Origin of the sequence: Myroides indicus, assembly GCF_004364575.1 — a bacterium.
GTDB lineage: Bacteria > Bacteroidota > Bacteroidia > Flavobacteriales > Flavobacteriaceae > Flavobacterium > Flavobacterium indicum_A.
In genome coordinates this window covers 24161-38332 of the sequence record NZ_SOAG01000005.1, presented here as the reverse complement: position 1 = coordinate 38332, position 14172 = coordinate 24161, and the positions used below count along the sequence as shown (strand labels likewise).

Genomic DNA, 14172 nt, shown 5'->3' with positions numbered 1-14172 from the left:
TTTTTAATACTATAAAGTTAAATAATTTTTTAAAAAGAACCTTTATTTACAGTCAAAAAAACTTAGCGGTGCTCTAATAAAACCACATTTTCTACGTGATGAGTTTGCGGAAACATATCTACCGGTCTTACTTTTATTACTTTGTATTGCTCATCCATTAAGGCTAAGTCTCTCGCCTGAGTGGCTGAATTACAACTTACATAAACTACGCGTTTTGGGGCAATTTTTAAAATCTGCATCACTACGTCTTTATGCATTCCGTCACGAGGAGGGTCGGTAATTATAACATCCGGGTGTCCGTGAGATTGAATAAAGGCGTCGTTGAAAACATTTTTCATATCCCCTACAAAAAAATCGCAGTTTGTAATATTATTGCGTTTAGCATTTAGTTTTGCATCTTCAATAGCTTCCGGAACGGCTTCTACGCCAATTACTTTTTTTGCTTTTTTAGATACAAACTGGGCAATAGTTCCTGTTCCGGTATATAAATCATACACAAGCTCGTTACCTGTTAATCCTGCAAAATCTCGCGTTATTTTATATAATTCGTAAGCTTGTTCCGAGTTAGTCTGGTAAAATGATTTAGCATTGATGCTAAAATAAAGACCTTCCATTTCTTCTAAAATGTAATCTCTTCCTTTGTATAAAATTACTTTCTGATCGTAAATTGTATCATTTCCTTTGTTGTTAACAACGTATTGCAAAGAAGTAATCTCAGGAAATTTATCTGACAAAAAGTTTAACAGTAATTCTCTTTTAGATTTATCCTCATAAAAAAACTGAATCAGAACCATAATCTCCCCGGTAGATGCAGTTCTTATCATCAAGGTACGCAATAGACCTTCTTGCTCTCTCGGATTAAAAAACGATAAATCATTATCATTGGCAAATTTTTTAATCTCGTTTCGTATCTGATTGGAAGGATCTTGCTGTAAATGGCATTTCTCAATATCAAGGATTTTATCCCACATTCTCGGAACGTGAAAACCCAGGGCATTTTTTTGTCCGATTTCTTCTCCGCTTGCAATTTCTTCAGGAGTAAGCCATTTGCTGTTAGAAAATGAAAACTCCATTTTATTGCGGTAGAATAACGTTTTTTCAGAGCCTAAAATAGTTTCAAATTCCGGTAATTCTACTTTGCCTATTCGCTTTAAATTATTGTGTACTTCTTGGTTTTTGTAAAACAATTGCTGAGGATAGTTCATGTTCTGCCATTTACATCCTCCGCAATAACCAAAATGCTGACAAACAGGATTAATTCTGAAAGGCGATAATTCGTGAAATTTAATTGCTGTGCCTTCGTAATAAGCCTTGCGCTTTTTTAGCGTTTGTATATCTACAACGTCTCCCGGAACCACATTCGGGATAAATATAACTTTTCCGTCAGGAGCTTTTGCCACTGAAACGCCTTTGGCTCCGGCATCTAAAATTTTAATATTTTCAAAAACTATTTTTTCTGTTTTTCTTTTTCCCATGGCACAAAAATAATGTAATTTTTGATTGAAAATCAATAACAGATTAGTTTTTGACACTTGTCAGCTATACGTATCGAATTAGAGCTTTGTTTTGTAAAAAGTGCATTTGATAATATGCTCTAAATAAAGGGTAGCTGGATTTGTAGCCGCATGAATCTGCTATTTCAAAAATTGTATTATCTGTAAATAAAAGCATTTCCAAAGATTTCATCAATCGTTTTTTACGCAGATATTCCTTAAAATCATCGCCAAAGTAATATAAAACATTGGCTTTAAAATCATCTTCAGCCAAATCATTTTGTTTTAAAACAGAAAGTAGTGTAGTTTCATCAAGACTTTTGATTTCTGATAAGGATTGGTAAATATGTTGGAGTTTTATTTTATCATTCAGATAATAATCCGGAGCTAGAAACATATCGTCGTAATCTGTTTTTATCTTTAAATAATGAAGATCGAAAATATAACTGTTCGAATTAGAATCAATCAATAACGTACCACAAATCATACACAATTTATTTTCTCTGTTTAAACAGTCAAAGCGAATAGATTGATATTTATTTTTACTATTTAATACTTGTAGTGTATCTAACTTTTGAATTATTGTCTTTAATATTGATTTTTGGCTCTGTTGATCTAGTTTGTCAAAAAAGATTTGTTTTTTTAAAGCTCCTTGCGAATTTAACGATATCGAAAAACTTTGAGAGTATACGATATTATTTTCTTCTTTTCCCAATTGTGCATAATTGATATGTGTCATAGCGTCAATTATTATGCTTGCCATCGCTTGAAAATAATGAAAATGATAATGCTGATAAGCTAATGATGAGGGATTTCCTTTTATAGGTAAAGAAACGAACCGTTTCACAAAGCGTTCAAAATTACTTTGCACTTCTTCAAATAATTCAAGTTTCATGGTTTGTTAGTGTGTGTTAGGTTGTATTTATCTACGGTAATTTTATATTCATATATTGTTTGTTACGAATTGCAGTTTATAAACTATTTTTCATATAAGCAAATTTAACCGCAAAATTTTTGATTATTTTTTAGTATGTATATACTATATGTAAAATTATTACCATTTATTCAGTAAAATAGATGTGTAATTATGTGATTATTTGTTTTGTTAGAAAGGAGGGAGACTTTAGGAAACTAGATAAGTACAGAGGATGAGTGTTTTATAATTTCGAATAATTCACTAACTTGCCGCCTTTCTAATTGACTTAATAAATTATGCAACAAAATACAATTTATACTCCAAAAAACAAAGTGCGTATTGTAACTGCAGCTGCTCTGTTTGATGGACACGATGCTGCGATTAACATTATGCGCCGGATTATTCAATCTACAGGCTGTGAAGTAATTCATTTGGGGCACGACAAATCGGTAGAAGATGTTGTAAATACTGCTATCCAGGAAGATGCAAATGCGATTGCTATGACTTCTTACCAGGGTGGGCATAATGAATATTTTAAATATATGTATGATTTGCTACAAGAAAAAGGAGCAGGTCATATCCGTATTGTCGGCGGCGGTGGCGGGGTAATTCTTCCATCAGAAATTAAAGAATTGATGGATTATGGAATTACGCGAATTTATTCGCCGGACGATGGTAGAGAGTTAGGATTGCAGGGAATGATTAATGATATGGTTGAAAAAGCTGATTTTCCAACGGGTGACTTAGAATTGCCTAAAGGAAAAGATGTTTATCAATCGTTGAAAGACAAAGATATTACAACTATTTCTCGTTTGATTTCATTGGCAGAGAATAGGGAAGAGGATTTTTTAAAAGCATTTGATTACGAAAAGGTTGAAGACAAATCTGCGCCAGTGCTGGGGATTACAGGAACAGGAGGAGCAGGTAAATCGTCCATGGTAGATGAGATTGTACGACGTTTTCTAATGGATTTTCCAGAAAAAACCATTGCTTTGGTATCAGTAGATCCATCAAAGAAAAAAACTGGTGGAGCTTTGTTGGGAGACCGTATTCGTATGAACTCTATCAATGATCCTCGTGTTTTTATGCGTTCTCTTGCAACGCGTCAATCAAATCTAGCACTATCAAAATATGTAGAAGAAGCGCTTCAGGTATTAAAAGCAGCTAAATATGATTTGATTATTTTGGAAACTTCAGGAATCGGTCAGTCTGATACTGAAATTTTAGACCATTCGGATGCATCCTTATATATCATGACTCCGGAATTTGGTGCAGCTACGCAATTGGAAAAAATTGACATGTTGGATTTTGCCGATATTGTAGCTATTAATAAGTTTGATAAACGAGGCGCATTGGATGCTTTGCGCGACGTGAAAAAGCAATATCAGCGAAATCACAATCTTTGGGATGTAAATCCTAATGAAATGCCGGTATTCGGAACTATTGCTTCCCAATTTAACGATCCTGGAACAAACCAATTGTATCAAGCGATTATTAGTAAAGTAGTAGAAAAAACAGGAGCTGATTTACAGTCTGCTTTTGAAATTACAAAAGAAATGTCGGAAAAGATATTTGTAATTCCGCCATCGCGTATTCGATACCTTTCTGAAATTGCAGAAAATAACCGGGCTTATGACAATAAGGCACTTACTCAAAAAGAAGTTGCACAAAAATTATACGGATTCTTCAAGACTATAGAAACTATTTCGGGCAAACAGCCTGTTTTGACACAACACGGGATTGAAATTACGGGAACACATAATAAAGATCTGTCAAAAGTTTTATTGGCAGAATTTGACAAGTTGAAGAGAGATTTAGATCCATACAATTGGGAAGTTATTACCACTTGGGAGGAAAAGGTAAATAAATATAAGAATCCGACTTATTCCTTTAAAGTCCGGGATAAAGAAATTAAAATCAAAACCCATTCGGAATCATTGTCCCATTTGCAAATTCCTAAAGTAGCACTTCCAAAGTATGAAGCTTGGGGAGATATTTTGCGTTGGGTTTTGCAGGAAAATGTGCCGGGTGAATTTCCGTTTACATCCGGCCTATACCCTTTTAAAAGAGAGGGGGAGGATCCAACTCGGATGTTTGCAGGAGAAGGAGGTCCTGAAAGAACCAACCGTCGTTTTCACTATGTGTCTAAAGGAATGCCGGCAAAGCGCTTATCCACGGCTTTTGATTCCGTAACTTTATATGGAAATGACCCGGGGCACCGTCCTGATATTTACGGGAAAATTGGAAATGCCGGAGTTTCTATTTGTTGTTTAGACGATGCTAAAAAATTATATTCAGGATTTGATTTATCTCATCCGATGACTTCTGTTTCTATGACAATTAACGGTCCAGCACCTATGCTGTTAGGTTTTTTTATGAATGCAGCTATCGACCAAAATTGTGAAAAATACATCAAAGAAAATGGATTAGAGATAGAGATTGAAGCAAAAATTAAAGCAATTTATGAAGATAAAGGTCTAGAAAGACCTCGTTACAACGGAGAACTACCTGAAGGCAATGATGGTTTAGGATTGATGCTTTTAGGTGTAACAGGAGATCAAATACTACCTGCTGATGTTTATGCAGAAATTAAAAAAAATACCCTTGCTCAGGTTCGCGGAACGGTTCAGGCAGATATCTTGAAAGAAGATCAAGCACAAAATACCTGTATTTTCTCGACTGAATTTGCTCTTCGATTGATGGGAGATGTACAGGAGTATTTTATCAATAACAATGTTAGAAATTTTTATTCTGTATCTATTTCGGGTTACCACATTGCCGAAGCAGGAGCAAATCCAGTTACTCAGCTGGCGTTTACATTGGCAAATGGTTTTACGTACGTAGAATACTATTTGTCACGAGGAATGGATATCAACGCGTTCGGACCAAACTTATCATTCTTCTTTTCAAATGGAATTGATCCTGAATACTCTGTAATCGGTCGCGTAGCGCGCCGTATCTGGGCAAAAGCACTGAAACAAAAATACGGAGCAAATGAACGTGCACAGATGTTGAAATACCATATTCAAACATCAGGGCGTTCACTCCATGCACAGGAAATTGATTTTAATGATATTCGTACAACCTTACAGGCATTATATGCTATTTATGATAACTGCAATTCGCTGCATACTAACGCTTATGATGAAGCAATTACTACCCCTACAGAAGAATCAGTACGTCGTGCGATGGCAATTCAGTTGATTATCAACAAAGAATTGGGATTAGCTAAAAATGAAAACCCTATACAGGGCTCTTTTATTATTGAAGAATTGACAGATTTAGTGGAAGAAGCCGTTTTATCTGAATTTGATCGGATTACGGAAAGAGGGGGGGTTTTAGGAGCAATGGAAACAATGTACCAGCGGTCAAAAATTCAAGAAGAATCATTGTACTACGAGACTTTGAAACACAACGGAACATTTCCAATTATTGGCGTAAATACATTTTTGAGCTCAAAAGGTTCGCCTACTGTGATTCCTGCAGAAGTAATTCGGGCAACGGAAGAAGAAAAGCAATTTCAAATAAAAACCAAAGAAAACCTTCACAAAACGAAAGGAAAAGAAGGAAACGTCCAATTGGAACACATTCAAGAAGTCGCTATTAAAAACCAAAATATTTTTGAAGCGTTGATGGACGTTACCAAAGTCTGCTCTTTAGGACAGATTACTGACGCCCTATTTAAGGTAGGGGGGCAGTATAGAAGAAATATGTAGTTTAACTAAAAAAGTGTATATTGATGTTAATTAACACTGTATCTTCAAATGTGTAACTTCGCAAAATAAAGCTTGGGTTAGGTTTTTAATTAAAGCCTAATCCTTTCTTTATATAGGGATAAGAATTGATCAATACCACCTTCCTACAAGTTTTTGATTGTCATTGACCATTTTTTAGTCGCTTCGGATCTAATTGATTACAATTACACAGATTTATAATTTATATTTTTGTGTCCATCTCGCTTTAATACTACTAAGATATAAATTGTTTTATTAATTATTTTGGAATTTTACTTTAAATGTAATACCATCCAAACGATTAAATAAAAAGGCTTTAATGGAATATTTTTTAAACTGCGATATAAGGATAAGGAAAAATGGTTAATTGAGAAACGTTCAAATTATACACTTCTCTAATCTGTTCTTCAATATCAGAAACGGACATTCCTTTGGCATAACGTGAGACTATAATGTTTTACAAGCTCTCTACCATGCTTTTCGTTTGGGGTTAATCATATGGTTAAAACTAGTATCGTAATCCTTGGGGACTTTTACTTCTTCCTTTCGTAAATCACGCTTATCGTAATCCAGGTAAGTATCTAACTCGTCTTGTAGCATTTTTTCAATTTCTCACTTTTGCAACTCTTTTAGAAAGTTTTGTAGCTGTACTCCAGTTTTATACTGTTTGAAAAAATCATCCGAAATAGATATTCTTTTTCCATAACTACCTAAATATTAAATATATAAAAAATTCTGCTTGGTTTAAAACCGAGCAGAATTTTATACTTACATAATTTTTGGTACAGTGTCCTTTTTGGTATAGTACCGCTATTAATTTCCAATTATATAATTGTTTTATTATTTCTAAATACTAATTGATCATTAAAACAATCCAATAAAATAATGCTGTCTGCTTTTACATTTCCAGCAAGAATCTCTTTAGAGAGTTTATTTAAAACTTCTTTTTGAACAACTCTTTTAACCGGTCTTGCTCCAAATTCAGGTTCATATCCTTTTTCTGCTAAAAAATCTTTGGCTTCAGGTGTCGCTTCCATTATAATATTTTGCTGTTTGAGCATATTAATTACATTTTGTAGCTGTAAATCTACAATTTGAATAATGTTATCTTTAGTCAAAGGAGTAAACATTACAATTTCATCAATCCTGTTTATAAATTCCGGACGTACGGTTTGCTTTAGCAAATTGAGAACTTCTGATTTAACTTCTTCAGATGCCATTTCAGGATGAGCTGCATTTTCAAATTTTTCCTGTATAATATGGCTTCCCATATTTGAAGTCATAATAATAATTGTATTTTTAAAATCAGCTAGCCTTCCCTTATTATCAGTAAGTCGTCCTTCATCTAATACCTGTAACAAGATATTAAATGTGTCAGGATGTGCTTTTTCTATTTCATCTAATAAAACTACTGAATAAGGTTTTCTTCGAACCGCTTCTGTTAATTGTCCTCCTTCATCGTATCCTACATATCCCGGAGGTGCACCTACCAGACGACTCACGCTGTGACGTTCTCCATATTCGCTCATGTCAATTCGCGTCATAGCATTTTCATCGTCGAATAAATAAGAAGCTAGCGCTTTTGCCAATTCCGTTTTACCAACTCCTGTTGTTCCTAGGAATAAGAAAGAACCAATAGGTTTTTTAGGATCTTGCAATCCTGCACGGCTTCTCCGTACTGCATCGCTGATTGCTTCAATTGCTTCATCTTGTCCGACTACTCGTTTATGCAATTCTTGTTCTAAGTGGAGAAGTTTTTCGCGTTCGCTTTGAAGCATTTTTGTAACGGGAACGCCAGTCCATTTTGCAACAACCTCAGCAATGTCGTCGCTTGTGACTTCTTCTTTAATCAAAGAATGTCCTTTTTGATTTTCGTTTAACTGAAGCTGGGCTTTCTCTAATTCTTCCTGAGCTGTTTTGATTTTACCATATCTTAATTCAGCAACTTTACCGTAATCTCCGTCTCGTTCTGCTTTTTCGGCCTCAACCTTATACATTTCCATCTGTTGTTTGATGTTTTGTACCTGGTCAACTACTTCTTTTTCTGATTGCCATTTACTAAAAATATTATTGCGCTCTTCTTTGAGATTGGCTAATTCTAATCCTAAGGATTTTAGCTTTTCATCATCATTTTCTCTTTTAATGGCTTCAATTTCGATCTCAAGCTGCATGACTTTTCTGTCCAGTACATCTAATTCCTCCGGTTTAGAGTTGATTTCCATTCTCAGTTTAGAAGCGGCTTCGTCCATAAGGTCAATAGCCTTATCTGGTAAGAAACGATTAGTAATATATCGCTCGGATAGATTTACAGCAGCAATAATAGCCTCGTCTTTGATGCGAACTTTATGGTGCGTTTCATATTTTTCTTTGATTCCCCGTAAAATAGAAATTGCACTTTCAGTATCCGGCTCATTTACCATAACTTTTTGAAAACGACGTTCTAAAGCTTTATCTTTCTCAAAATATTTTTGATATTCATCTAGTGTGGTTGCTCCAATAGCACGAAGTTCTCCACGCGCTAAAGCAGGTTTTAGAATATTAGCTGCATCCATTGCTCCATCACCGCCTCCAGCACCTACCAAAGTGTGGATTTCATCAATAAATAAAATGATATTTCCGTCTGAAGAGGTAACTTCTTTAACTACTGATTTTAAGCGTTCTTCAAATTCTCCTTTATATTTGGCACCGGCAATTAAGGCTCCCATATCTAAAGAAAAAATCTGTTTGTCTTTGAGGTTTTCCGGAACATCTTGTTGAATAATTCGATGAGCAAGACCTTCTGCAATAGCCGTTTTACCAACTCCTGGCTCTCCAACAAGCATAGGGTTGTTTTTAGTTCTCCGGCTTAAAATCTGTAGCACTCTTCGGATTTCTTCATCCCTTCCGATTACAGGGTCTAATTTACCTTCGTTTGCTAATTGGGTAAGATTTTTGGCATACTTACTCAAAGAATTATATGTATCTTCAGCTGAAGCTGAAGTTACTTTTGCACCCCCTCGCATTTCAGCAATTGACATTTCTAATTGTTTTTCAGTAACTCCTTGATCTTTTAATATTTGTGATACTTTGCTTTTGGATTTAAAAATAGCTAAGATCAGGTGTTCGACAGACACAAACTCGTCTTTCATTTTTAAAGCGATGCTTTGAGCTTCCGTAAGAGAAGTTGTCGCTTCTCTTGAAAGCGCGATTTGCCCGCCTGACACTTTAGGAAAATTTTGAATAGTGGCTTCCAAAACAGATTTAAAAGTATCTGTATTTATATTTAATTTTTTTAATAGATAAGGGGTTGCGTTTTCGTCAACTTCTATAATAGCCTTAAAAATGTGTTCATTTTCTATTTGTTGTTGTCCTAAACTTTGTACAATAACCTGAGCACGTTGTAAGGCTTCTTGGGATTTTATTGTAAAATTATTTAAGTTCATAGTATTTTGTTTTTAGTTGCTAATAATAAAACAATTTACATTCCATTTTTTAAATAGTGCCTTTTTGGCATTATATATCTGATTACCACTATATTTAAATGTCAAAAAGTCATTTTTGTATGATAATATTACAAAATAGATGTTAATTATGGTTCCCAAATAGAAATATATATAAAATATTATAATAGCAAAAAAGAGTCATCTATGCTGATTTTATTTAAATACAAACTAATATATCAATAATATAGAAAAACACAAGAGGAAACCAAATTCGGTTTCCTCTTGCTTATAAATGTTTGTTTATGGTTTTTTAATATAAGATACTAAAAAGTCCCTCTTTTTTGTTTTCAAGATTGTCAAAGCGCTCTTTGCATTCTTTTATCATTTGTACAGCTGCTGCTTTGTTTCCAAATCCATTTGTTGTCACTGCTTTGTTTTCAAGATCTTTATAGACTTTAAAAAAGTGCTCAACTTCTTTTTTGAAATGTTCGTTAATATCATCAATATCATTGATTTTATTCATGATAGGATCCGAAACAGGTACACAGATAATTTTTTCATCGTCTCCTTTATCATCTGCCATATAAAAAATACCAACTGGTTTTACTTCAACCACTAGTCCTGGAAGAGATGGCTCTGTAAACATTACCAAAACATCTAACGGATCCCCGTCTAAAGCCAGAGTTTCAGGAATAAATCCGTAATCAGCCGGATATCTCATATTAGAATATAACAAACGGTCAAAACGCAGTCTCTTTAAATCAAAATCGTATTCATATTTGTTTCTGCTTCCTGCGGGAATTTCAACAAAAGCATCAAATGTTTCAAATGTATTCATTTCTAAACTTATTTTATATCAAATTTTAAAATAGAATGCAAAATTACTGTAAATCCTTGTTTATTACAAGTTTTGAACTTAATATTAAAAATAAAAACCAAAAGATCCTCTTACGGCAAATTTTCGGCTATCGGGTATATCTAAATAATTTCCTCTCCAGCTTAAGTCGAGCCTGAAAACTTTGAAAATATTTCCAACTGCAACATAGTATTCGTAGTAAACATCTTCCGGGGCTTTATAGATAAGATTAGAGTCATTTAAATCTATGTTTTCCTGAGATATAGTTCCGTAAATACCTCTTATTCCTACAATTTCACGCAGGTTAAAATCTCTCAGCCACGGTATTCTCGAAAACAGGCGTCCTCCAAAATTGTGCTCAAGATGTAGAGAGGCATATTCATTGGTTACGAATTCGTAGTAGTCTAAGTTGGCAAACGTATTTTCTATATTAAACCACGACTGATTTCCGGGAACAACGCTTAGTAATCCTAAAGGAACCTCGCCAAAAGTTTTACCTGCTTCGAAAGTAGTTGTTAATGTTCCAAATCCTCCCAACAAAAGAGGTTTTCTAGCATAAAACTGTAGCTTATTGTATTTGAAATCACTTTCTAAAACACCCTTCATCCCCTGAGTAAATCTAAGATAGAGACGCAGATATTTTTCGTCAATATTTGTTCTGTCAACGCCATATCCGACAGTTTTTTTTCCGGGAGTATAATCAATAGAAAATTCTGCTTCGGATTGTTTTGTTTCGTCTTTTACTAGGTTGTTTATTTTGTCAACATAATAGTTTAGATTAAATCTGTCAGATGCAGGTTTTAAAGTTCTGTAGGTAAAAGTTGTCGAGAGTTTTAAGTTTTTTACCGGTTCTATTTCTAATCCAAGTGTACTTAAATTGATAGAGGTTAGTTTAGAATTGTCTCCGCTTGCGAATAAAGAACTCGAAGCAAAACTACGACCTAAAACATCATTGGTTTCTGTTAAACTCACTCCGATTTGTTCTATGTCTCGTCTGTTTCCTCCAAATAAAATTAAACGGGTATTGTTGTGCAGTAAAACTTTTCCGCTGATACCATATTTAAATTGATTGTCTTTAAAGCCATAGGCTGTATAGCCCTCTAAGCGCCATTTGTCGTTGGGACCAAAATAGGTTCGCCCGCCCGCGCGGAGTCTTATACCTTCAATATCATTATATCCGAAAGAAGAAAAAATAGGGCCATAATCAAAATTTCCAACGTTGTAATAACCGCTGGCTAGTGTAGATGATAAATCAAATAGCAGTTTGAATTTGGGAACAGTCTTTAGGGTATCCAGCATTTTGTATATTCCCAACTCATCTTTGCTTAAAGGTTCAAAGCGATAGGTTTTCCAAAAATCGTCCGAACGGGTATAGATATCTTCGTCATAAACATTTACATCTTCTTGATAAAATTCTGCCGGATGTTTGATGTTGAACTTATGATCCTGATATAAAGAAGTTCGTTTGCCATATACCCCTTTGGAGGTTTCTTTTTTAGATAAGGCAAAATCAGACATAAAGTAATCTTTTGTCAATAAAAAGACAGAGTCATTTAAAACATCAAACTCTTGTTCTATATAAATATCTTTAACCCAGTTGATATTGGCATCTTTACTGGCTTCCATATTTATTTTTTTGATGGCAAACGTAGTGTCGTTTACCCAAAAATCGCCTTTAAAAGTAAGTTCTCCTTTTCTTCTTGGATAATAAACTATATTGTAGCACCATTTGTCGTCCACATAGGCGCTGTCTGCTAAAACATAATTATATACGTTGATCCCTGTTCTGGATAAAGGACTCACAAAATCTTTATCAAAGATTTTTATATAGTTGTTGTATATGTTGTATTCTGCATACAAGTCTTTTACGAAGGCAATAATGTGTTGATTGGTATCAAAGCCTGAGTTTTTATTTCCTAAAGTTTTCTCTTTTTTGTAATTATTTTCATTATCTCCGTAAACTTGAGAAATATTTTCGTTGATGAAAATGGGCAGATATGTTTTTCCGGTAACTCTATTGGTATCAACTTGATCAAAAATAAACTCCATGCCTTTAAATATTTTTTTCTTTTGATAGGCGCTGTCTATGGAGTTTAGGTCGAACTGTATCTTCTCGTACTTGTCATATTCGTATTGAGAAAACATGTGAAGACCATTTTTTCTTTTTCTTTCCCATATTTTTCTAAGAATATCAAGGGCAGGATTGTTTTTCTTTGATGTTTTTCCTGCATATATTTTTACTTCAGACAATAAATTGTCTTCTTCTAATACTATTTGTAAATCAAGATTGTTTTTTGAGATTAAAGGAATTTCCTTTGTTTTATATCCGACAAAAGAAATAACCAAAGTGTCATAGGTTTTTTCGCTTTCAAGGTAAAATTTTCCATATTCATTAGCGACAACCCCTTGTGTGGAGTTTTTGAAATATACGCTGGCAAAAGAGACTTCCAGATTATTATTATCAGATATTTTTCCACTTACTTTGGTTTGTCCCCAATTAATAAAAGGAAAAAGTGACAGTATGATTAAAAACTTAATGTGAATTTTCATAGCATAAATTCAAATAAATAAAAAACTCCATCTTATGAAATTTTAAGATGGAGTAATCAAATATAATCTAAAAATTATTTATACATAACTTTTTTTACTGCATTTATTACATCATTTGCATTAGGCAGCCATTCTTGTAGCAATACTGGAGAATACGGAGCAGGGGTATCTGCTGTTGTAATTCTTTGGATAGGAGCATCTAAAAAATCAAAAGCTTGTTCTTGTACAATATACGTAATTTCAGAAGAAATACTTCCAAATGGCCAAGCTTCTTCAAGAATAACCAGACGATTGGTTTTTTTGACAGAGTTTAAAATGGCTTCGTGATCCATTGGACGAATTGTACGCAAATCGATAATTTCACAGGAAATCCCTTCTTTATCCAATTCCTCTGCTGCTTTAAATGCTTCTTTTATAATTTTTCCAAAAGAAACTACAGTTACATCAGAACCTTGTCTTTTTATATCAGCTACACCTAACGGAATGAGATATTCGCCTTCCGGAACTTCCCCTTTGTCTCCATACATTTGTTCTGATTCCATAAAAATAACAGGGTCATCATCTCTAATAGCAGATTTCAAGAGTCCTTTTGCATCATAAGGATTAGAAGGTACCACTACTTTTAGCCCTGGAACATTTGCATACCAATTTTCAAAAGCTTGAGAGTGGGTAGCTCCTAATTGTCCGGCAGAAGCTGTAGGTCCTCTGAAAACAATAGGAATGTTAAATTGCCCACCTGACATTTGTCTCATTTTTGCTGCATTGTTGATGATTTGGTCTATTCCTACCAGTGAAAAGTTAAATGTCATAAATTCAACAATAGGACGGTTTCCATTCATGGCAGATCCCACGCCTATTCCGGCAAACCCCAACTCAGCTATAGGAGCGTCTATCACGCGCTTCTCTCCAAATTCGTCAAGCATTCCTTTTGATGCTTTGTAAGCACCATTATATTCGGCAACTTCTTCTCCTATTAAATATATTGATTCGTCGCGGCGCATTTCTTCGCTCATCGCTTCGCACACTGCTTCTCTAAATTGAATCGTTTTCATATAATGTAATTTATTTCCGCAATTGATTTACAGAAAGCAAAAGTATAAAATTATATTTATTATTTGAGTACACAGCTATGATTTAATATTTGTAGAAGTAAGTAAGGAAATTCATTTTTAACCTTTTGGTAGAAAAATATTGTGCTTTT

At 34.2% G+C, this 14172-nt stretch carries 8 protein-coding genes; 1 reads left to right on the top strand and 7 read right to left on the bottom strand.

The window, feature by feature from the left end; all coding sequences use genetic code 11:
* Positions 1 to 62 precede the first annotated feature (62 nt).
* Both rlmD and C8P70_RS03100 read right to left on the bottom strand, forming a co-directional pair.
* On the bottom strand, positions 63 to 1475 hold the full coding sequence (rlmD, locus tag C8P70_RS03105) for a 23S rRNA (uracil(1939)-C(5))-methyltransferase RlmD (RefSeq protein ID WP_133711882.1): 1413 nt from the start codon (positions 1473 to 1475) through the stop codon (positions 63 to 65).
* A gap of 64 nt (positions 1476 to 1539) precedes the next feature.
* Positions 1540 to 2388, bottom strand: a complete 849-nt coding sequence (locus tag C8P70_RS03100) for a helix-turn-helix transcriptional regulator (RefSeq protein ID WP_133711881.1) — start codon at positions 2386 to 2388, stop codon at positions 1540 to 1542.
* Between the two features lie 317 nt (positions 2389 to 2705).
* Here C8P70_RS03100 and C8P70_RS03095 point away from each other — a divergent pair, with 317 nt between their 5' ends.
* Positions 2706 to 6125, top strand: a complete 3420-nt coding sequence (locus tag C8P70_RS03095; RefSeq protein ID WP_133711880.1) for a methylmalonyl-CoA mutase family protein — start codon at positions 2706 to 2708, stop codon at positions 6123 to 6125.
* A 486-nt stretch (positions 6126 to 6611) separates the two neighbouring features.
* On the opposite strand, the gene C8P70_RS14125 is transcribed toward C8P70_RS03095, so the two are convergent.
* The 5 genes from C8P70_RS14125 to C8P70_RS03075 form a co-directional block, all read right to left on the bottom strand.
* Positions 6612 to 6743, bottom strand: coding sequence for a hypothetical protein (locus tag C8P70_RS14125; RefSeq protein WP_262708895.1), 132 nt, complete (start codon positions 6741 to 6743; stop codon positions 6612 to 6614).
* 224 nt (positions 6744 to 6967) lie between these two features.
* Entirely contained in the window at positions 6968 to 9565 is a 2598-nt protein-coding gene (gene clpB, locus C8P70_RS03090; protein ID WP_133711879.1) for an ATP-dependent chaperone ClpB, read from the bottom strand.
* Between the two features lie 310 nt (positions 9566 to 9875).
* The gene (locus tag C8P70_RS03085) at positions 9876 to 10403 is read right to left on the bottom strand and encodes an inorganic diphosphatase (protein ID WP_133711878.1); all 528 of its coding nucleotides are present in this window, start codon (positions 10401 to 10403) and stop codon (positions 9876 to 9878) included.
* Between the two features lie 84 nt (positions 10404 to 10487).
* A complete protein-coding gene (locus C8P70_RS03080) occupies positions 10488 to 12971 on the bottom strand; it encodes a DUF5686 and carboxypeptidase-like regulatory domain-containing protein (protein WP_133711877.1) in 2484 nt (827 codons plus the stop codon).
* Between the two features lie 74 nt (positions 12972 to 13045).
* A complete protein-coding gene (locus C8P70_RS03075; RefSeq protein ID WP_133711876.1) occupies positions 13046 to 14023 on the bottom strand; it encodes a pyruvate dehydrogenase complex E1 component subunit beta in 978 nt (325 codons plus the stop codon).
* Between the last annotated feature and the right edge of the window lie 149 nt (positions 14024 to 14172).

What these genes read in the sequence shown, in the direction of transcription:
- C8P70_RS03085 (WP_133711878.1), bottom strand. Translation starts at nt 10,403, where the DNA reads ATGAATACATTTGAAACATTTGATGCTTTTGTTGAAATTCCCGCAGGA.
- clpB (WP_133711879.1), bottom strand. Translation starts at nt 9,565, where the DNA reads ATGAACTTAAATAATTTTACAATAAAATCCCAAGAAGCCTTACAACGT.
- rlmD (WP_133711882.1), bottom strand. Translation starts at nt 1,475, where the DNA reads ATGGGAAAAAGAAAAACAGAAAAAATAGTTTTTGAAAATATTAAAATT.
- C8P70_RS14125 (WP_262708895.1), bottom strand. Translation starts at nt 6,743, where the DNA reads ATGCTACAAGACGAGTTAGATACTTACCTGGATTACGATAAGCGTGAT.
- C8P70_RS03080 (WP_133711877.1), bottom strand. Translation starts at nt 12,971, where the DNA reads ATGAAAATTCACATTAAGTTTTTAATCATACTGTCACTTTTTCCTTTT.
- C8P70_RS03075 (WP_133711876.1), bottom strand. Translation starts at nt 14,023, where the DNA reads ATGAAAACGATTCAATTTAGAGAAGCAGTGTGCGAAGCGATGAGCGAA.
- C8P70_RS03095 (WP_133711880.1), top strand. Translation starts at nt 2,706, where the DNA reads ATGCAACAAAATACAATTTATACTCCAAAAAACAAAGTGCGTATTGTA.
- C8P70_RS03100 (WP_133711881.1), bottom strand. Translation starts at nt 2,388, where the DNA reads ATGAAACTTGAATTATTTGAAGAAGTGCAAAGTAATTTTGAACGCTTT.